16 protein-coding genes and 1 pseudogene are annotated in these 21061 nt (G+C 42.6%); 9 read left to right on the top strand and 8 right to left on the bottom strand.

Annotated elements, in window-relative coordinates:
* Positions 1-70: 70 nt before the first annotated feature.
* Both malF and malG read left to right on the top strand, forming a co-directional pair.
* Complete coding sequence (gene malF, locus MCT08_RS17920) at positions 71-1645, top strand: maltose ABC transporter permease MalF (RefSeq protein WP_274676828.1); 1575 nt, start codon at positions 71-73, stop codon at positions 1643-1645.
* 12 nt (positions 1646-1657) lie between these two features.
* Positions 1658-2548: a maltose ABC transporter permease MalG gene (malG, locus tag MCT08_RS17915; protein WP_053311140.1), complete on the top strand. Its 891-nt coding sequence runs from the start codon at positions 1658-1660 to the stop codon at positions 2546-2548.
* 343 nt (positions 2549-2891) lie between these two features.
* Here malG and MCT08_RS17910 read toward each other — a convergent pair whose 3' ends face one another.
* Positions 2892-3149 (bottom strand): hypothetical protein, encoded by a 258-nt coding sequence (locus MCT08_RS17910; protein ID WP_420883288.1) that lies wholly within the window; start codon positions 3147-3149, stop codon positions 2892-2894.
* A gap of 175 nt (positions 3150-3324) precedes the next feature.
* On the opposite strand from MCT08_RS17910, the pseudogene MCT08_RS17905 reads away from it, so the two are divergent.
* Positions 3325-3426 (top strand): annotated as a pseudogene (locus MCT08_RS17905) (IS5/IS1182 family transposase); the annotation flags it as partial.
* 156 nt (positions 3427-3582) lie between these two features.
* Here MCT08_RS17905 and MCT08_RS17900 read toward each other — a convergent pair.
* Positions 3583-5313, bottom strand: a complete 1731-nt coding sequence (locus tag MCT08_RS17900; RefSeq protein ID WP_274679031.1) for a hypothetical protein — start codon at positions 5311-5313, stop codon at positions 3583-3585.
* A gap of 35 nt (positions 5314-5348) precedes the next feature.
* Positions 5349-7439 carry a carboxylesterase family protein gene (locus MCT08_RS17895; protein WP_274679030.1) on the bottom strand — a complete coding sequence of 697 codons (2091 nt, stop codon included), beginning with the start codon at positions 7437-7439 and terminating at the stop codon, positions 5349-5351.
* A 1058-nt stretch (positions 7440-8497) separates the two neighbouring features.
* On the opposite strand from MCT08_RS17895, the gene MCT08_RS17890 reads away from it, so the two are divergent.
* Positions 8498-9079: an acyl-homoserine-lactone synthase gene (locus MCT08_RS17890; RefSeq protein ID WP_053311138.1), complete on the top strand. Its 582-nt coding sequence runs from the start codon at positions 8498-8500 to the stop codon at positions 9077-9079.
* Positions 9080-9085: 6 nt separating this feature from the next.
* On the opposite strand, the gene MCT08_RS17885 is transcribed toward MCT08_RS17890, so the two are convergent.
* The 3 genes from MCT08_RS17885 to MCT08_RS17875 all read right to left on the bottom strand — a co-directional run bounded on the left by MCT08_RS17885 (position 9086) and on the right by MCT08_RS17875 (position 11796).
* Positions 9086-9808: a LuxR family transcriptional regulator gene (locus MCT08_RS17885; RefSeq protein WP_274679029.1), complete on the bottom strand. Its 723-nt coding sequence runs from the start codon at positions 9806-9808 to the stop codon at positions 9086-9088.
* Between the two features lie 152 nt (positions 9809-9960).
* Positions 9961-10722: a DeoR/GlpR family transcriptional regulator gene (locus tag MCT08_RS17880; protein WP_053311136.1), complete on the bottom strand. Its 762-nt coding sequence runs from the start codon at positions 10720-10722 to the stop codon at positions 9961-9963.
* Positions 10723-10896: 174 nt separating this feature from the next.
* Complete coding sequence (locus tag MCT08_RS17875; protein ID WP_171980937.1) at positions 10897-11796, bottom strand: DMT family transporter; 900 nt, start codon at positions 11794-11796, stop codon at positions 10897-10899.
* Positions 11797-11895: 99 nt separating this feature from the next.
* Here MCT08_RS17875 and MCT08_RS17870 point away from each other — a divergent pair, with 99 nt between their 5' ends.
* Positions 11896-12684, top strand: a complete 789-nt coding sequence (locus MCT08_RS17870) for an AraC family transcriptional regulator (protein WP_053311134.1) — start codon at positions 11896-11898, stop codon at positions 12682-12684.
* Here MCT08_RS17870 and MCT08_RS17865 read toward each other — a convergent pair.
* Positions 12676-13599 (bottom strand): M14 family metallopeptidase, encoded by a 924-nt coding sequence (locus MCT08_RS17865; protein ID WP_274679028.1) that lies wholly within the window; start codon positions 13597-13599, stop codon positions 12676-12678. The two genes, MCT08_RS17870 and MCT08_RS17865, sit on opposite strands and share 9 nt — an antisense overlap.
* Positions 13600-13795: 196 nt before the next feature.
* Here MCT08_RS17865 and MCT08_RS17860 point away from each other — a divergent pair, with 196 nt between their 5' ends.
* Together MCT08_RS17860 and rlmC are read left to right on the top strand one after the other, a co-directional pair.
* Positions 13796-14707: a DUF808 domain-containing protein gene (locus tag MCT08_RS17860; RefSeq protein ID WP_274679027.1), complete on the top strand. Its 912-nt coding sequence runs from the start codon at positions 13796-13798 to the stop codon at positions 14705-14707.
* A gap of 90 nt (positions 14708-14797) precedes the next feature.
* Entirely contained in the window at positions 14798-15949 is a 1152-nt protein-coding gene (gene rlmC / locus MCT08_RS17855; RefSeq protein WP_274679026.1) for a 23S rRNA (uracil(747)-C(5))-methyltransferase RlmC, read from the top strand.
* Positions 15950-16011: 62 nt separating this feature from the next.
* Here rlmC and pyrC read toward each other — a convergent pair whose 3' ends face one another.
* Positions 16012-17040 carry a dihydroorotase gene (gene pyrC, locus MCT08_RS17850; protein WP_274679025.1) on the bottom strand — a complete coding sequence of 343 codons (1029 nt, stop codon included), beginning with the start codon at positions 17038-17040 and terminating at the stop codon, positions 16012-16014.
* Between the two features lie 230 nt (positions 17041-17270).
* On the opposite strand from pyrC, the gene MCT08_RS17845 reads away from it, so the two are divergent.
* Both MCT08_RS17845 and MCT08_RS17840 read left to right on the top strand, forming a co-directional pair.
* Positions 17271-19088, top strand: coding sequence for a hybrid-cluster NAD(P)-dependent oxidoreductase (locus MCT08_RS17845; RefSeq protein ID WP_274679024.1), 1818 nt, complete (start codon positions 17271-17273; stop codon positions 19086-19088).
* Between the two features lie 622 nt (positions 19089-19710).
* The gene (locus tag MCT08_RS17840) at positions 19711-20919 is read left to right on the top strand and encodes a NupC/NupG family nucleoside CNT transporter (RefSeq protein ID WP_172532924.1); all 1209 of its coding nucleotides are present in this window, start codon (positions 19711-19713) and stop codon (positions 20917-20919) included.
* Positions 20920-21061 lie beyond the last annotated feature (142 nt).

The following is a 21061-nucleotide window of genomic DNA, read 5'->3' as shown; positions in this document are numbered from 1 at the left end:
GTCAAACCCTTTTAAGGAGGGGGTAACCCCTCCTTCATTTTAAGTTTTATATCGTTAGCAGGTTCTTTCTATGCAGTCAGTTCAAGGTACAGATGCTTTGTCAGCACCAGAAACAACATTACCTACCAGTAAAAATGTCTTTATTAAATGGGCACTACTTGGTTCGGTTGGCGTTGTGAATGGTTATGCCACTATTCTTATGTATTCACGCGGTGAGCTCGCTTTTGCTATGCTTACTCTCATTCTTACCGCTCTGGCACTTTATATTTTCGGTAGTAAAAAAACGTACGCACACCGTTATATTTATCCAGGTATTGCGGGGATGATTCTGTTCATTCTTTTCCCTCTGGCGTACACCGTTGGCCTTGCTTTTACTAACTACAGTGCCAAAAACCAACTTTCTTTAGATCGCGCTCAGTCGGTCCTTTTAGATAGAACCTACCAAAGTGGACAAAGCTATCCATTTACGCTGTACAAAACAGACAATGGTTATCGAATCTCAACCGTGGATGGTGAGCAAACTTTGGCTACACAAGAGTTTTCGCTTGAAGGCATGTCACTTACCGATATGGATCTGCAAATCGTGGATTCTGTTGATGGCAAGAAAGAGCCAATCAAAACAATTATTAATAATCGCTCTGCGTTAAGTGGTGTGGATTTGCATTTACCGACAGGTGAAAGCGTGCGCATGAGTGGTCTTCGCAAACTCGCTGCGGTTGCGCCTTTGTACACGATGCAAGCCGATGGTGAGACACTAGTTAACAACCAAACTGGCGATACACTACGACCAAATATGGATGTTGGTTTTTATCAACCCATTGATGAAAAAGGTCAATTTATAGACTCTACGGTTTCTCCTGGTTTTGTCGTGCAAATTGGCACACATAACTTTGAACGAGTCTGGAAAGATGATGGCATCAAAGAGCCTTTCATTAATATCTTTATTTGGACCGTTGTATTCTCAACATTGACCGTTATTTTCACTCTGGTTATCGGTTTAGTATTGGCGAGTGTTGTGCAATGGGAAGAGCTTAAAGGTCGAGCTGTCTATCGAGTACTTTTAATTCTGCCTTATGCGGTCCCGGCTTTCATTTCTATCTTGATCTTTAAAGGTCTCTTCAACCAAAGCTTTGGTGAGATCAACATGGTGTTAAATAGCATCTTCGGCATCAGCCCGAGTTGGTTCTCTGACCCATTCCTAGCTAAATGTATGGTACTTGTGGTTAATACTTGGTTAGGCTTCCCATACATGATGATCTTATGCATGGGGTTGTTGAAAGCCATTCCAGAGGATTTATTCGAAGCATCTGCGATTGATGGTGCGAACTTTATGCACAATTTTACTAAGATTACGCTGCCGTTAATGATTAAGCCGATGACACCACTGCTTATTGCAAGTTTTGCTTTTAACTTCAATAACTTCGTTATGATTCAGCTCTTAACACAAGGTGGTCCAAACATGATCGGTACATCTGAACCTGCTGGTTATACTGACTTACTTGTAAGCTATACCTACCGTATTGCGTTTGAAGGCAGCGGTGGTCAAGACTTTGGTTTGGCAAGTGCGATTGCAACCTTGATCTTCTTGTTGGTGGGCGGTTTGGCGCTACTCAACCTACGTTTCACTAAACTTTCTCAAAATTAAGGAGCAATCATTATGGCTATGGTACAAGGTAAATCATTGAAATACCGCGTATGGGCAACCCATATAGCTCTTTGGGCTTTCTTATCATTGATTATCTTTCCACTTTTGATGGTAATTGCTATTTCATTCCGGGAAGGTAACTTTGCGACAGGCAGCTTGATTCCAGATAACCCATCGTTAGAGCACTGGAAATTGGCATTAGGTTTCTCAGTGACCAACGCTGATGGTTCAGTAACACCGCCTCCATTCCCAGTATTAACTTGGTTATGGAACTCAGTGAAAGTGGCGGGGATCACATCGATACTGATTGTGGCACTTTCAACAACATCGGCTTATGCATTTGCTCGTATGCGCTTTAAGGGTAAAGATACCATCTTGAAAGCGATGATGATTTTCCAAATGTTCCCAGCAGTATTGGCTTTGGTCGCAATGTATGCTCTGTTTGATAAGTTAGGTCAGTACATCCCGTTCTTAGGGTTGAATACTCACGGTGGTCTGATTTTCTCTTATCTTGGTGGTATTGCACTGCACGTGTGGACGATAAAAGGCTACTTTGAAACCATTGATAACTCGTTGGAAGAAGCCGCTGCGCTAGACGGTGCAACGCCGTGGCAAGCCTTTAGATTAGTGCTGTTGCCACTTTCAGTGCCAATCCTTGCAGTAGTATTCATCCTGTCATTTATTGGTGTGGTTGGTGAAGTACCTGTGGCGTCATTACTACTTTCTGATGTAAACTCGTACACATTAGCGGTTGGTATGCAGCAGTATCTATACCCACAGAACTATCTATGGGGTGATTTTGCAGCAGCGGCAGTATTGTCTGCCTTACCTATCACTGTCGTATTTTTACTTGCACAGCGCTGGCTTGTCGGAGGACTTACTGCTGGTGGTGTGAAAGGATAATAACGATAGGGCGATCGTGAGGTCGCCCATTTTGTATATGCTTAACGTCTTTGGTTTGGCCGCCGGTCAGTTAAGTAATATGCAAATCTGGCGTTACGCATAGCTGGCTGTTAGCTCTATTCCTTACTATCAAACGACTAACAGTTTTTGTAACCAAAACCCGAGCATTGCTTGGGTTTTTTTATATGTGTCAATTTAGAAAATACACATGCAGTACTGTTATCCAGAATTCGTAGCGCGAATAAAGTATATGGGGTAATTGTTTTCTCAAAAGTAGTACAGTGCTCAGATGCGACGCATGTCAGATATGTTGCTGCAAAATAAGGTTAGCGGCACAAAAAAATTAGAACTCGCGACTAGAAGGGGCGCAACCTAAGTATTGTAATAAAACATAGAGACTTTCTTGTTGCAGGGCGACCTTACGGAACAGATCGGCAAAGGTGTCATCACCACCAAAACAGGTTCGAATATAGTGATTGATCTCTTGAGCTTGGTAACCCTCGACATAAAGCGTGCGGACCCACTGATATTCTACAGATTTTTGGTCCACGATCGTGGATTCACTCAATGTAATACCTTGCAAGCTCAATGTGTCTTCCATCTTTATTCGCTAATTGCAAAGCGGCAATTTAATCAGATAAAGATGAAAGAAAAATGACAATCTAGGAAACTTGATGAGCAAAGTACAAGATATTATTTGAGATACTCCATCTCTTCACGCATGTTCAGCATTGCAGCAGAGCTAAGTTATCGACTGCTAGAGATGGAGAGGTGCCCCAAACTTACTTGAACAAACATGCCGAAGCATCCTTGAGGTGTTTGATGATGGCGCTTATGGCACGAGAGCCTGTCACGATAAGCAAGCAGTTGTGCTTATTTGCCATGCATAGAAGTTACTTTTATTCATGGACTCTTATTTAGGCTATCGCTTCAAGAAACAAAACCACCGCCTTAGACGGTGGTTTTAAGGAACCAATAAAATATAAAGAACAAAATACCCTATATTAGTTTTTACTCATTGGCATCACGATCATTTACCATCGATAACCAAAACTAAGTGTATAGGCATCTCTCGTCTCACCTTTATTATAAAGTGCGGTAATATTGAAGTGCTTACCGAGCTGTTTATTAACACCAATTAAATAAGCCCATTGATTTAAAGAAACATCAACATCGTAACTAAATTCACCTTGTAACGCATCAACATACCCTAGGCTACCCGATAACGTAGAATCTATGCCTTGGTATTCTGCACCGACAAGAATTTGAGCTCTATAATCAACAAATTGATATCCGACCATTGGTTGGGCAACAAATAAAGTATCACCCCAACTCGAAGACCCCTCTAATCGTGTTTGGGAGACTGTCATATTTAAAGTAGCGAAAAACTCTTTATACCCGACAGCCAAAGTTGTACCAACACCCAGCAAGTCGTAATCAAGACTCAAAGGAAGATTTAGCCTACCGGGACGACACAAAGGAAGCCCTTGCCCTGTTAACGCATCACATAAGGCGTCACCTAGGCCAGGACCAATGCCATTTAATTTATCTTTAATCTCATTTACACTTTCTGATGTATATTTGGCATCAATGTTTGCTCTGACTTTAATTTTTCCAGCCAATCCGTAAACATTCCAGAAAGGTAAGATATACACATCTCCCCTAACCGTTAAACTTTCAGCATTGACATAACCGAAAGTCTGACTCGGATCAAAATCCTTATCTAGATTTTGCAGTCCTAATGCCCCCAGACCTAAGGTAAAAGATCGAAAGTCTATATCCATATCTTGATTACGATAAGCGACAGAGAAACCATAGGGAAGAGGAATATCAATCCCTTGCCTACGGACTAAGTCTCCCATTAATGGGAAAAAACTGTCAACTTCGACCTTTTCTTCACGAATGCGCGGGTCAGAAGCTTCTTCAAGTTTTTGACTATCTAGAACTTCGGCACCATCGACATCGTCATAAAAAGCAACGGGAGTCATGACCACAGAAAGAGTCAGCTTTTCTTTCTTTCTCGTTTCTCCGTTTGCAACAATGGTTTTATTCTTAACATAGAGTGAACCATTATCAAGCTCACTTAATACCGTTTCTTGTCTATAATCCTGAATGCTATAAGTACCGTAGGTAAATGGCTGTGAATTAGTGATCACCATTTTTACAGGCTTGCGATCTTCAACATGTATCTCAACTCTCATGAAACGAAAATAGGCAACATCTTGAGGTAGTTGATACTTAGAGTAGTTAAAGCGCACAATTGCGCGACGTTCATCTAATTCTTCAACGGTAACCGACGATCGATCGTAGCTTTCAGCGTAGGTGCGAAGTCGATATTCTGTTTTGGTCAAATATTCAATAGAGTCAACCGCTCCACCATCCTCTGCAAGTGAAGGTTCACCATCGAGTTGAGAAATTTGATATGGGAAATATTTTATTCTCAAGTCAATGTTTCCCTTTAAATCTGTTGTTTGTACTAGATAAAAAGAGGAAGAGGAAGACTCATCATTAATTGAAGTGACTTTACTAACGTGCTCAACAATATGATCTCCCTGAGATAAAGTACTAATACCGAACTTAGGTAAATGTTCTGGTATGCCATACCGTTCAAATATAGAAACTTCTTCAGCATAAGCAATATTAACGAGCGTTAAAGCACACGATAATATACTGATGCACCAACCAAGATGACGAGTAAAATAAAACCTTATGAGCCGGTTGTTCTTTATTTCAGCCCAGTATGTACCGTTTAACTTATTCAGCATTGTTACTACCTCCACTGTAATCAATAATATTTGCTTTAGTAAAGCGCATCACAAATACCGTCTAGTGTTTCGGTATCAATACCTTTATTCATCGTAGCGTCCCATTCTGTAAGATTGGTGTTTATTTCACCGCCGTCATCTGCGGAATTATTAGATATCATCAAGACATTATCCAAATTTTCTTGATATCGATATTCAGGATTAAATAAATCATCACTAAACCAGAAACGTGACACTTCCCCCATAAGAAGTAGATCGCCTTCATTAGGTGCGATTTTTTTACCATCTTGGTTGTATAACCGGTTGAATACAAATGGTATTTCAGCTTGATTACATGCTTTTCCACCAAAGCAAGCTAAGTTGCCTATCGTGTCAAAAATTGAACCATCAAGGAGTTGGTTATTAAAACTCGCTTCGTAATCAAAGTGATATAAGGTCGGCGCAACATCATGGGTCACGGTTTTGGCGTAATCACGAACTGCACATTTATACAGCAATTGGTTATTCAGTTGATTAAATTTACCAAGATCTTCTTTAATACCCTCAAGAGTGGTTGGGGTTGTCGAAGGAGCAAAATCGTCCAGACGTAAAGGTGTATCGGTCAAACGGTCAGCGAATAAAATGGATGAAATTAATGTATATGCTGGAAGGTCAGGAATATTTGGCAAGTCTCGAATATCGTTACTATCTCCGATGAGGAATAGCACAATATCAATCAGCTTAACCCCAGGTAGTAACTCAACATTAATTAAAAATAGTAATTTTAGTTCTGCAATATAACCGTCAGTTTCATTGTTATTGAAACCAATAATAGAAGGCACTTTTAACGGTGCTTCATGCGCAGGGGATGTAACGTGGTAACCTGGGTAACTTGGCTTAAAAATTTCCTTGTGAGATTCAATATAGGGAGCGAATGGGAGTAACTTAGCTCTCGGTTCTATAGAGGCAATATCTAACGCGTAATAAAAACTAAGTTTCGCAACAATGGACTGAATGTCATCACCATCGTCAATCCAACCCAAGATGTCACTCACCATATTTTCAATCGTTTGGTCAGGTAAACCAAACAAGCGTCCCGTAATTTCTGCTTTTACTTGTTTTTGAAGCTCTAAAACTTGCTCAACAGTCAACTGGTTGATGGTCAGATCTGGATACAGGGTGGCCTTTGCAGTTTTCAACGTATCATACTGGTTTTTGGCCGCTGCGTAGGACTCAAATGAGAGGCCAAGCGGTAAACTTTGCATAATCGCTCTGTTAAAGAAGTTGCCTGCAACATTATCGTTCGCTTCGCGATCTCCAGTCGTTGTTTGTTGAAGAGCATTAATTGATGTAGCTCCAGCACCTTGCCCAAACACCGTCACGTTGGCGCTATCGCCACCAAAATCACCTATGTGTTGATTGACCCATTCGAGTGCACGCTTTTGATCACCAATAGCGAAGTTGCCCCCCTTGGTATTGCCTTTATCTTCAACCCAAAGCTTTCCCAATAAACCGAGACGATAATTGAAAGTGACCGCGATAAATGGGTTATTACCCATGCTGCTTTGTGCAACAGCTACATCGGGAATGATATTCGGCAAGTTACCCGATCCCGTTTCAAAAGTACCGCTATGAATATAAACGTACACAGGTAGTTTATCATTAGCAGAGGTATTATTAGGTCGCCATATATTTAGGTAAAGGCAAGTTTCTGAATATTCTGATGAATCAGGCTGTGGGCATATGTTGCCAAAATCTGTAAAGGAGTTGTCTTCTACCGCAGCCTTTGCAAGCGGCAACATCACGCTGTGCTCAAAGCGGTTTGGTTTACCGAAGAAAAAAGCCTCTGTACTACTATCGCCCGAATAGGCATAAGGTATCCCTTTGAACGATTCTATCGTGACTAAGTTAGTGCCTTGTACTGTCTCAGAAAATGAAGAAACAACGGATGAAGCTGCGACAGACGAAGGAACAACGGGGCTTATTGGTTCTTTGAGACCTTGTAAAGTCACCCCGCCAATTTGAGTCTCAAAAATGGTGGGGGTAGGCGATTCTTCTTCGGGATCTGGGGTGAAGCTGAACTCCGTCGTATCATCACGACAGCCGAAAAGGGCAACCCCCAACATAACTGCAAAAATTTTTTTCATCACTCACCTCTTAAACATAGGAACTATAGAGCATGATCATCACAAACACTTTAACGTCAAGATAACAGACTTTAAACAGTATGAGATTTGCAAGATGACCACGGCTTCAACTCAATCTTGCCATAAATGAGAAAATAGCCATTGAGCATGGTTAGGCTAATCAAAATATAGCTGATTGAGCATTCATACATCACATGGTCACTTTGAATCACGCTCGAACACAAATTTTAACTTACTATTGATAGTATATTAAACCTAATCGGTCATGCATTACACGGGCTTTGTTGCTCAAATCGATGAAACTAAATCTATAACCTACGATCTGATCAGCTACATCCACTACTTTTCGTAGCCTTATGTCCAAGCCTCGCTACAAAACAACCAACTGGAAGCAATACAACCAATCACTCATTACCCATGGTTCTCTGACGGTCGAAGACGAGTGTGAGTTGTTCAAGTAAGGATTGACGCTCTTGTTTCCATTGAGATTCACTTTGTTTTTTCGATGACTTCGGTTTCGTTGAATTGTTAGCGTTTGGCATAAAATGTGTGTGGTCACCCAGCGATTCTGTCGTGCCTTAATTACCAAGAGCCTTTGTTATATGTTTACTATCGATTGAATTTGTCGGTGGAGTGAGGGGAGTTTAGGACCATTTTGCGTAAGAAATTTCCCGCGTGAATTTACGCTCAAATGTACGGTATCGCAAAAATATTAACTTATGGTTGGATCAATACTCATTGGTGGCTACTGGTTTGGTTAAACGTTGCCATTAACCAACAGATAACAAAGCACCAACCAAACTGCAATGATATTTTTAGCAGTTAAATTGATGAGATATAAAAAAATCCTCCTAGTTGCCTAGGAGGATTTTTAAAGCCGAGCGGTACGAATTATTTAATTTATGTTGTACCTTTATTAAGCCAACTGAGCGTTAGTTGTTCAGTAGAGTTAATAATAGTTTAAACATTATCTTGGTGTAACTGTTCGATCGAACAGGTTTTATATATTTTAATATTGGTAGCTTAATTTCTCCATCAACAACCTACGGAGAAATTCCATGACTATTTCAATATATTCACACAATTTTCAAACGGTTCCTCAAGGCGATTACGTCTCCTTACTTAAGCTGCGTTACAAAGTGTTTTCGCAACGTTTGCAGTGGGAGTTAAAAACGAATCAAGGTTTAGAAAGTGATGAATATGATATTCCTGATGCTCATTATCTGTACGCAAAAGAAGATAATGGTCACCTAGTTGGATGTTGGCGTATTTTACCGACCACAACCAACTATATGCTCAAAAATACTTTTCCAGAGCTGATGGGAAGCCAAGTCGCTCCCGTTGATCGCTCTATTTATGAGTTGAGTCGTTTTGCCGTCGATAAGGATTATTCAGCGCAGTTAGGTGGGGTGAGTAATGTTACTTTACAGATGTTTCAATCGCTATACCATCACGCGCAGAAGCATCATATAGAGTCGTATGTAACGGTTACGTCTGCCAGCGTTGAAAAGCTGATCAAACGAATGGGGATTCCTTGCGAACGCTTAGGTGATAGAAAGGTTCATATGCTCGGAAGCACCCGATCAGTCGCGCTGCATATCCCAATGAATGAGGTATACCGAGCAAGTGTAAATGCTTAGTGCGTTTTATAAATGAGGATTAATGTAACCGCCTAAAATGGCTTTAGTAATTGCTTGGTAGCGATTCGTCGCTCCAAGCTTTCTACACGCATTGCTGATATGGAATTTGGCTGTTCGTTCTGAAGTATCAATGATGATTGCAATTTCCCATGCACTTTTTCCTTCAGCTGCCCAAGTTAAGCATTGAATTTCACGGGCTGTTAATTTTGCTCGTGGTTCGGCGTCTTTATGGCAACGGGCAATGTTATAAATATTGTGTGCCAATAGCGGAACGATCAACTGAGAGGTTTGAATGCTTTGTTGGTTAAGTTGATAAGATTTAATGTCAGAGGTTGCAAAGCTGATCATACCAAATTCCCCACGTAGTCCGTGGATGGGGATACTGAACCCTGCTTTTAGACCATTACAGCGTGCTTCTTCAAAAATTGTGCGGCCATCTTTATTAGCATACTTTGCATCATCCCAACTAATGGGTAAGAAGTTGGTCATGCTGTATTTCACTATGGGATCTACGTGCATAAAACCAGATTCATCATATTGCTGACGCCAACAATTTGGGTAATTGTCGGTTAAGAGTGTTTCACTGTTTCTCAATGTGGGATGCAAAGATAGACCAAATAAAAAGAATTCATGGTCAATCAGGTTATTAAGAGTAAGCAGCACATTTTCCAGTTCCAGCTGGCTGGTAATGTGCTGGTTTTCTTGAATAAGCCGAAGGATCTTATGCATTGACAGTTATTCTTATCGAACGAGGTACAATAATGATATTTATACCAAAAAAATTGGTAGTAGTACGGTCAAATGATAAAACTATTTATATTAAAATCTAAAAACAGTCATCCCACAGAGTAAAAGAAAAAATCAATAGGTGAAATATTGAGCTATATCACCTGAATAATGACTTCATTCTCACGAGCAAAAGTATCAATTTCTTCAGGGGGTTTGGCATCGGTAATGATCAAATCCACATCAGCAATGGTACCAAGTTTGACCATCGCGTTACGCCCAAACTTACTGTGGTCCACACCTAAATAGACGCATCGGCTATTTTCGATGATTGCTCGTTTTACTCGAACTTCATGATAATCGAAATCAAGTAGTGAACCATCGTAGTCAATACCGCTGATCCCTAAGATGCCGAAATCAAGACGAAATTGTGAGATGAAATCTAGCGTTGCTTCACCCGTAACACCACCATCCTTATTGCGTACCTCTCCACCAGCTAAAATTACGTTGAAATCAGGTTTTGCCATTAGGATGGTTGCTACATTAATATTATTGGTCACGATGCGTAAGTTTTCGTGATTGAGCATCAAGGCGCGGGCTATTTCTTCTGGTGTGGTTCCGATATCGATAAACAGCGTTGCACCATCAGGTATGTGTTTGACAAGTTCGATGGCAATTTTCTGTTTTTCTTGCTGGTATGTTATTTGTCGAGTGTGATAAGAAGAGTTTTCTGAACTGGAAGCAATGGTTGCTCCACCATGATTACGACGTAATTTGTTGGCATCAGCCAACTCATTAAGATCTCGCCGGATGGTTTGCGGGCTAACATTAAAACGTTCGACTAAGTCATCAGTGCTGACAAAACCGTGAGTTTGAACCAATTCGATGATTTCTTGATGGCGTTTAACTGCTTTCACCCTAAATATCCTTATATGCTCGTCTGACTTGATTGTATGCTCCAATCTTGAACAGTGTACGTTTTACTTGAGCAAATTCAATCACTAGAGTGACGTTATTTGCGCGTTTTAAGCGACAATTCACATTAAACGAACATTCTTAGCCAAAGTTTACCTCATAACTTACCGTTGCTTTTAAGGTTGAGTCACGCGTTCGATAGCTGTCGAGCGTTTGTTCTTGAGCTTTACTTGCGAAAGGATAACACCAGAGACAACCATCAATCCGCCGATAAAATGATAGCTTTGCACGGTTTCTCCCAATAGTGTGGCCGCTAGAGAAACAGCAACGACTGGCAGTAAATTCATAAACATGGCACTGGAATCTGCACCGATAATATCTATCGCTTTCACCCACATCCATGGTGCGAGTAGCGAGGCACCGACAGCGGCATAGGCGATTAATGGAAGAGAGCCATTGGTGGGGAGTAATTGATCACTGCTTAGCCATAATGGGATCAGCATGAAAACAGCAAATAAGCCTTGCATATAAATGAGCGTCCAGTTGCTAAGTGGCATTTTCCAACGCTTAAGAAGAACACAATACAAAGCATAAACGATGGCCGCTGCGACCATTAAAGCGTCACCTTGGGTGATATCTTGGTGTATAAAAAAGCTCATGTCACCCTGGCCAAGCATAAACGTGAGTCCAGAAAGAGAAAGCACTCCACCAACAATGCTTAATCCAGAAATTCGCTTATTGAGCAAGGGAACACTGATAAAGACGCTCAGTAGAGGAACCAGTGATGTAATGAGTGACATGTTGGAAGCGGTTGTGGTCAGTCCTGCGTAATAACCTAGCGACTGGTTGAGCACCATACCTAGCATCGCAAGGAAGGCCAGTTTGCTTAGGTATGGCTTGATGATGTTCCACTGGCGTATCACTGTCGGCAGGCAAAACGGTGTTAGTATTAACATAGCAACAAACCAACGATAGAAGCTCATTGCGCTTGGCTCAATGGTTTCGGCCGCAAGCTTATTGATGATGGAATTACCACCCCAAATAAGGACCGTGAAGAGCGGAAGAAGATATACCATGTGAGTCTCGTCGCAAAATGTGGCTAGGAATATAGTGTGGCAGGTCTATATAATTATATATATCTCTAAAACGACATTGCGAGCGATAGGAAGACAAGTTTGAAAAAAGCGGCGCGGAATCTTCACCCTTCTTTATCAATTGATAGAGCACCATCGGACGTGTTTATGAATTTCGAGGCGTTCTTATCGAACACTGAAACCCGTACTCACAGCCACCCTTGGGGTCAGGTACAACTGATTTCAGGTGGAATACTTGAGATGGAAGCGGAAGATACTCGCTTTCTTGCACCACCGCATTTAGCGATTTGGGTCCCAGCTGGAGTGAAACACTGTAGTTATAATCGCAAGCCGATTGAATATTGCTCGTTGAATATCGAACATGCTATGACTCGTCATTTCCCCAAGCAGACTAGCCTTATTAAAGTCACGCCTATCGTTTCTGCCATAATTGAAGATTTTCGTGCACGTGATATCAACGTTGCTCAAACACCAGCAGATAAGAGGTTAGTACAGGTATTGCTGGATCAACTCGCAACTCAAGAAACGCAGCATCACTTTTTGCCATCGACAGACAATAAATATTTGGCACCAATTTTAGCTGCGGTTGAAGAAAACCCCACCGATGATACCACTCTCTCTCAATGGGCCGAAAAAGTACACACCACGGAAAGAACCTTAGCAAGGCATTGCCAGACGGAGTTAGGCATGAGTTTTACTGAATGGCGTTTAAGAGTGCGCTATTTATATTCAATGGATTTATTGCGTACCGGCCATTCAGTGAAAGAAGTGGCGCTAACCTTAGGCTACAACCAAGCCAGCCCTTTTATTGCAATGTTTAAAAAATACTCCGGCCAGACACCGGAGCAGTATAAAAATCGACTACTGTAGTGGTTGAGTAAGCACATAATCTAGCGCACCGATAATGGCAGCTACTTGTGCATTGTTACACTCTTCATCAGTGACTGTTGGGCTATCTGGGTATACTTCAGTTGTAGTCCCATATTGGCAATTGGTCATACCGCCACATAGACCTAATGCTTTCATTGGATAATTGATAACACCTTCTTGTACCACTGGTGACCCAATAATGTCGCCATGCTCATCGGCTGGCGCAATATGAGTGACTTTTTTTACTGATTCAATCACTGCTGCTTGAAACTCTGCTACTGGGTTTTCACTATCACCAACGGTGTAGAAGCCATCTGGAATAGAGTCTTCAACATATTCAATACCATCACGTGCTGCGAGTGCTGGGCGAAATTCACTTTCATCAGTATTGGTGGTTTCGTGTAAATCGATATGAACCAAGACCTCTCCGATGTTTTCAACCAATGCCATTAGGTTGGTGGATTCTTCTGAGGGGCTATTAGCATAAAATGAGCGATTTGGATCCAGTGCATTGGGGTTCCAGCGGTTGATGGTTTCGTATCCCCAAGGGCTTACGCAAGGCGCGCAAGCAATATTAAAATGAGTTAAGTAGCGCTTGGCTTGAGTGGCTAAAAATTTCAATGCACCATGAACACCGCTAGTCTCATAACCGTGAACACCACCCGTAATCAAGACAGTGGGTTTATCGTTGCTCCAGTCTCGGCTTTTGACACAAAACAGTGGGTAACGGGCTGTGTCATAAGAAAGAGCGCCGTATTGCTCAACATCAAAGTCGTTTTGAAGGGCGAGAATTTTAGGGACGACTTCGTGTTGGTATTCACGTTTAATTGTGGTTTGTGCTCGCCACGCTTGACGCTCTGCATCGCCCCATTTTTGTCCTGGGGTGCCAATCGGGTAGTGGGTGTTAATTTGCATGACATTCCTTACGGTCACTGTAATGTAGCCTTGAGCTTAATAGCCGAACTCAGCGGATGCAAACTTATTGATACTTGCATTATCAACGACTACTGGACTGGTGCTGCATGTGCAATTTTTTGCATTGTTATTGTTTATCACGCCTATCTATTGGTGTTACATTTCGTTACTTCATAGCATTAAGTGAGAACAAAACATGGCAGGCGCAAGTTTATTAACCTTGTTGGATGATATTGCCACCGTACTGGACGACGTGGCGCTGATGTCAAAAATGGCCGCGAAGAAAACGGCGGGCGTATTAGGTGACGATTTAGCATTGAATGCTCAACAAGTGTCTGGCGTAGCGGCTGAACGTGAAATACCCGTTGTATGGGCGGTTGCCAAAGGTTCATTTCGCAACAAGCTGATATTGGTTCCCGCAGCACTGTTGATGAGCTCGTTAATCCCGTGGTTAATTATGCCCCTGCTGTTATTGGGTGGACTGTTTCTCTGTTTTGAAGGCGCTGAAAAGATTTTGGAGAAGTTTTTTCATTCCCATAACAGTCATCAGCCAAGTTCTGATGAAGCGGAATTGGGGAGTACCTCCATGGAAGAGTATGAGAAACGCAAAATCGCTGGTGCAATTCGTACGGACTTCATCTTGTCGGCTGAGATCATCGTGATAGCGCTGGGTACAGTACAAGGGCACGATATGATCACTCAGATCTTAGTGGTGAGCTTAATTGCCGTCATCATGACAATCGGCGTGTATGAGCTGGTTGCGGCCATCGTTAAGCTTGATGACTTGGGTTTTTATTTAGAACGTATTTCAAACGGTAGCGGGTTAAAATTTCGTCTTGGCAAAGGGTTAATTAGTTTTGCCCCCAAATTAATGAAAGGACTGACCATTGTTGGAACTGCCGCGATGTTTTTAGTCGGTGGTGGCATTGTGGTGCACAATGTGCCGTGGGTGCACCATGCGCTGGAACCGATAGTTTCTGCACTACCCAATCTTTCTTTATTAACCGCCCTTGTCCCTGTGGTGTTGAATGGCATTGTCGGTTTGTTGGCTGGTTTAGCGGTGGTTGTAGTGTGGAGTATTGCCAACCAATTAAGACCTTCACGCTAAAATATTTTTGTGGTGAAGATAATGAACCTAAATGGTGATTTGCTATTAGATGAATAAACTAGCGTTTTTCTTTTTTTGGCAATCACTACCATGCAGTGTGAATTCTATAATCAGCACCAGTGCCGCTCTTGCACTTATTGTCCGCTGCCTTACGCCACTCAAATTGCTAACAAAGATTTCGCACTGAAATCATTATTTTCTGCAAACATGCCAGAGCAATGGCTTGAACCTGTCACGAGCCAAGACACAGCTTTTCGTAATAAAGCGAAAATGGTTGTGCTTGGCGCCGCGCATGCGCCGATTCTCGGTGTAGAAACGTTATCCAAAGGTGAGCTAATCCCTGTTTCACTGGTTAATTGCCCGCTTTATCCTCAAGATATGCAAGCGTTGCTAGCGTATTTGCAAGACTGGATTCGTACATCGGGTATTCCTCCTTACAATAAAACAAAGAAAAAAGGAGAGCTGAAATTCGTCTTGTTAACTCGTAGCGCACACAGCGGTGAATTTATGCTGCGTTTTGTGCTTCGAAGTCGAACTGCGATGGCACGAATTGAGAATAACTTAGCGCACCTTATTGCTGATTTTCCATCAGTGAAAGTGGTTTCGGTCAATCTTCAACCGATCCATATGGCGCGACTTGAAGGTGAAGAAGAGATCTTTTTGACAGCTAGTGAGCACCTTGTTGAGCAATTTAACCAGGTCCCAATGGTAATTCGTCCCAAGAGCTTTTTTCAAACTAATCCGCAGGTTGCTGAGCAATTGTACGCAACGGCAAGGGAGTGGGTTAGGGACATTAAACCCGCCTACATGTGGGATCTCTTTTGTGGTGTGGGTGGGTTTGCCCTGCACTGCGCGAGTTCCGAGACGGCTGTTACTGGAATTGAGATAGAACCAGAAGCGATAGCCAGTGCCAAGCGTTCGGCGCAGGCAATGGGGGTCACCAATTTAGATTTTGCAGCACTGGACTCAGCGCAGTATTCATTAACTCAATCACACGCGCCAGAATTGGTGTTGGTTAACCCTCCACGGCGTGGCTTAGGAATACAATTAGTTGAGCAGTTGGTTGCTTTATCACCAAAACATATTATCTACTCAAGCTGTAACCCGGAGACGTTATTAGCGGATATGCAGGGCATGCCTGATTATGTGCCAAAAAAATTGCAATGGTTTGATATGTTTCCACATACCGACCACAGTGAAGTGATGGTGTTACTTGAGTATCAACCTAAACTCACAGCCTGATCGTCGAGGCAAAGTGGTAGAGAAAAGGGAAGCTGTTGCTTCCCTTTTTCGTCTTTGTAATGTTATTTAACCGTCCATGCGACGGTTTCACCGCCTCGAATCGGCACTACAGTGTCTGAGCCAAAAGGCATGCTGTCAGCCACAGACCATGGTTCGTTGATGAGCGTTACGGTATCGCTATTGCGTGGTAGGCCGTAAAAATCAGGGCCATTATGGCTGGCAAACGCCTCAAGATGACCAAGCTGATTCACTTGCTCAAAAACTTCCGCATAGAGCTCAAGTGCAGCGTGGGCAGTATAGGAACCTGCGCAACCACAAGCCGCTTCTTTTTTGCCTTTTGCATGTGGCGCTGAATCGGTACCAAGGAAAAATTTCTTACTGCCAGATGTTGCCGCTTGAATTAATGCAAGCTGGTGAGTATTACGTTTTAAGATCGGTAAGCAGTAGAAATGAGGACGAATACCACCGGCAAGCATGTGATTGCGGTTATACATTAGATGGTGCGCGGTGATCGTTGCTGCCACATTGTCGTTCGCATTTTTCACAAACTCTACCGCTTCGGCAGTCGTGATATGTTCCAACACAATTTTGAGCTTAGGGAAATCATTAACGATAGGAGCAAGAACTGTATCGAGGAAGGCTTTTTCTCGGTCAAAAATATCCACATCGTGAGCTGTCACTTCTCCATGGATCAGTAATAGCATGCCAACATCTTGCATCGCTTCTAACACCGGATAAATGTTTTTCGCACAAGTGACACCAGAGTCTGAGTTTGTCGTAGCACCTGCAGGGTAGAGTTTAGCGGCGACAATGGCACCGGATGCTTTCGCTTTACGGATTTCATCGGGAGTGGTGTTATCGGTGAGATAAAGCGCCATCAGTGGTTTGAAAGAATCGCGTGGTTTTTGCGCCATAATGCGTTCTTGGTAGGATAACGCTAATTCAGTGGTAGTAATTGGTGGGACGGTATTTGGCATTATCAGTGCGCGGCCATTGTAACGGCTGATATCTCGAACAGTATCTGTCAGTACATCACCATCACGTAAGTGTACATGCCAGTCATCAGGACGAGTGATCGTAAGTGTTTTCATTGAATGCTCCCACCGGAAAAATTGGTTGATTGGAGCCTAAACATATTCTTCATTACTGTGCGCGCAATCGCTTACGTTTAGGCGACAGGATGATAGAGGAAAAGGGGAGGGATTTCATCTTTTTATTTCCAGCCAGAGGAATCACATCTCTTTGTAGAGTTAGTCACGTTGACGGTTTTGCATTATCATCACCGCATAAAATAGAAATAAAAAACGTATAAGGATCAGCCATGTCGTCAGCGCAACTTTCTCAAATCAATATCTACCCTGTTAAATCGGTGGCTGGAATTTCGCAATCAACCGCTTGGGTTGAAAAGCAAGGTCTCGCTTTCGATCGACGTTTCATGGTGGCATTGGCTGACGGCTCAATGGTCACCGCTCGCAAATATCCGAGTATGGTAAAAATCAGTTCAACGCTGGTGGCAGATGGTTTGATTTTTACTGCGGCTAACCAATCTCCGTTAAAGCTGCGTTACGTAGACTTTAAAATGCAGCCTGCTTCAGCGCAGGTGTGGAGCGATAACTTTACTGCTTATACCACTACCGACGATGCCGATGATTGGTTTAGTGAGGCTTTAGGCCAGCGAGTAGAGTTGTTGTTTACTGGTGAACAGTCTAATCGAGTACGAGAAAAAATTGGCCATAACGTCAGTTTTGCTGACGGTTATCCAGTTTTGGTGATTAGCCAAGCATCATTGGATGAGCTAAACCGTCGTAGCCCCGAACAGCATAGTATGGATCAATTTCGGACTAACCTCGTGGTGACGGCCAATGAGCCGTTTGCGGAAGATGGATGGAAACGAATTCGTATCGGAGATGTTGAATTTGAATCCGTAAAGCCTTGTGAACGATGTATTTTGACGACAGTTGATGTCTATAAGGGCGAATTCCGACCAACCAAAGAGCCGCTCAGAACCTTATCTCAATTTCGTGCCAATGAACGCGGTGGCGTGTTTTTTGGCCAAAATTTAGTGGCGAAAAATGAGGGGATGATTCGGGTTGGTGATACTGTTGAAGTACTTGAATATAAAGAAAAAGAAATTTATCTCGATCACGGTATGACTCATCATCTTATGACATGTGTTGAGCGTGAAGAGATCGCCCGTGACTTCATAACATTCTGGCTTGAGCCTAAGCAGGGTGATGTTCCTCATTATCAACCCGGTCAGCATCTACCGATCGAAGTGGTGATTGATGGTGAAAATGTGGCACGACGCTATACGTTGTCTTCTAGTCCATCGCGTCCCGGGCGCTTAGCTATCTCTGTGAAGCGTATTGATGGTGGACGAGTTTCTAATTGGTTGATTGATCATTTACAAGTGGGTAGTACGCTAAGCACCCAGTATCCAGATGGATCATTTCATTTATCTGGCCATCAACAGCAGCCATTATTACTGCTTTCCGCAGGAAGTGGTGTTACGCCAATGCTTTCCATGTTGCGTTACCTTGCGGATCATCAAAAAATTCAAGATGTGGTCTTTTATCATCAATGTCGTAGTGTTGAAGATATTCCATGCCGCGAAGAGCTCGAGTTATTGAACCAACAACATGATGGACTAAAAGTACTCCTTTCATTGACCCAAGCCCCGCAAGATTGGTTTGGGTTAAAAGGACGACTCTCTTTATCTCATATCAAGCAGATCAAAGATGTGGCTGAGCGTCAGGTGTTTGTATGTGGGCCGGATGGTTTTATGCAAAAAGCGAAAAACTTGTTATTGAAGAAAGGAGTAGCGGAAGAGTCTTATCACCAAGAAGCATTTGGCGTGGCGCAAAAAGTGACGGCTGAATTTAAAACGTTGCGGCTAAGTGTTAATGGCAATCTGTTTGAAGGCAACAACCAAGCGACTCTGCTTGAACAGGCAGAAGCGGCCGGTATTCCAATTGCAAATAGCTGTCGAGCTGGTTTTTGTGGAGCGTGTAAGGTAACGGTTGAGTCGGGCAAAGTGCATCAGCCAGAAGTACCAGCATTACAAGATCATGAACGTCATATGGGCATCGCGTTAGCGTGCTGCTGTGTGCCTGAAACTGATTTGGAAGTCGTAAACTAACTCCTTTCAGTTTGAAACTACATTAACTATGTTCGCTGCCTGCAACGCTAGGCCGTTTGGTATGAATGCGCTTAACCAGCTCGGTTTATAAAAATGCCTCTTGGGTCAAATGACCACAAGAGGCGCGACGTTGCTAGTGATTTTTATTTAGAGCATGTTAGGAGACCTAAATAAAGTTAGTCACAAAATCGGATAAGTACGAATTAATTGCCGAACACTCAGTGAATTTCGCGTCAATGTGTGAAGCTCATTCCAATTTGTTTGGTGCGGTTTTATCCTTAAACCTACCTTAGATTAAGTTTTTTGAGCTTGATCGACGAATAAATAAACGCTTGAACGTTTGCGTAAAAATATGTGATGAAACTCTCATTTTGTTGTTTATACTTTCCGCCCGGTTATGAGCCGGTGCTCAACCCATACAAGCCGTCACATGGATATGTGAATGACCCCAAGGACTGGACCAGCTAAGTTTCTCTGCTTGTATAAGGTTATTTAAAATGAACAATGTTTTTACCAGCCACTCTTTTCCCTACTTCTTTGTAGTGAACGAGAGTCATGATTCATCCTTTGCCAAGTTATTTGGTCCTGCCCTTATCTCCCAATTTCACACTAGGTAAATACAATGAATATTCTTTTTGGTCTTGTCGGCGTGATTGTGCTGATGGCTTGCGCGTATCTGTTATCTGAGAGCCGATCTTCCATTAATTGGAAAACCGTTTTACGTGCTTTATTGCTGCAAGTGGGCTTTGCTGCTTTGGTTCTTTATTTCCCGTGGGGACAAACTGCATTAGCAAGTATGAGTAATGGTGTTGCTAGCTTGTTGGGATTTGCAGACGCAGGGATCAGTTTTTTGTTTGGTGATTTAGCCAATTCTGGGTTTATTTTTGCGGTTCGTGTTCTGCCCATTATCATTTTCTTCAGCGCTCTTATCTCAGCCCTTTACTATCTTGGTATCATGCAAAAAGTCATCGAGTTCATTGGTGGTGGTATCCAAAAATTTTTAGGTACGAGCAAAGCGGAATCTTTAGTTGCTACAGGCAATATATTCCTTTCACAAGGCGAATCCCCGTTACTCGTTCGCCCATTTTTATCGCGTATGACCCGTTCGGAATTGTTTGCTGTGATGGCTGGCGGTATGGCATCGGTTGCTGGTAGCGTGTTGGGGGGGTATGCGGGTTTAGGGGTTGAACTTAAGTACCTAATCGCCGCAAGTTTCATGGCTGCTCCTGGCAGTTTGATGATGGCGAAAATCATTGTTCCTGAGCGTGATGTTCCACTTGACCAATCGAATATAGAGATGGATAAAGCGCAAGACAGTAATGTTATCGATGCTCTTGCAAGCGGTGCAATGAACGGAATGAAAGTGGCAGTAGCGGTTGGAACCATGCTGGTCGCTTTTGTGAGTGTCATTGCAATGGTCAATACAGGGTTAGAAAGCTTCGGTGAACTCTTTGGCTTTAGCGGCATTACCTTACAAGTGTTATTTGGCTATCTATTTTCGCCGTTAGCATGGGTTATTGGTGTGCCAAGTAACGAAGTATTAATGGCGGGTTCTTATATTGGTCAAAAAGTGGTGATGAACGAATTTGTCGCGTTTATCGATTTTGTTGAGCATAAGGCCTTGTTGTCCGAACATACGCAAGTCATTGTTACTTTCGCATTGTGTGGGTTTGCTAACATAGGATCGATCGCGATTCAATTGGGTTCCATCGGTGTGATTGCACCGGAACGTCGTGCAGAAGTGGCAAACTTAGGGATTAAAGCGGTTGCTGCGGGCACATTGGCAAACTTAATGAGTGCGTGTTTAGCCAGTATGTTCATTTTATTGTAAAAATACATTCTCGTTATGTGAATGCCTGCTTCGGTGGGCATTTTTTATCAACTGTTATTTGGGCTGTGTTGTACAACGCAGTAATCGTAAAAAAACTGATTTATAGCAAATACTGTTTCAAATGAGCGCGTAGTATAGGCTG

The sequence above is a fragment of the Vibrio aestuarianus genome, from assembly GCF_028858425.1.
Lineage (GTDB): Bacteria > Pseudomonadota > Gammaproteobacteria > Enterobacterales > Vibrionaceae > Vibrio > Vibrio aestuarianus.
The sequence above is the reverse complement of the archived record's forward strand: the minus strand, read 5'-3'. Positions and strand labels throughout refer to the sequence as shown.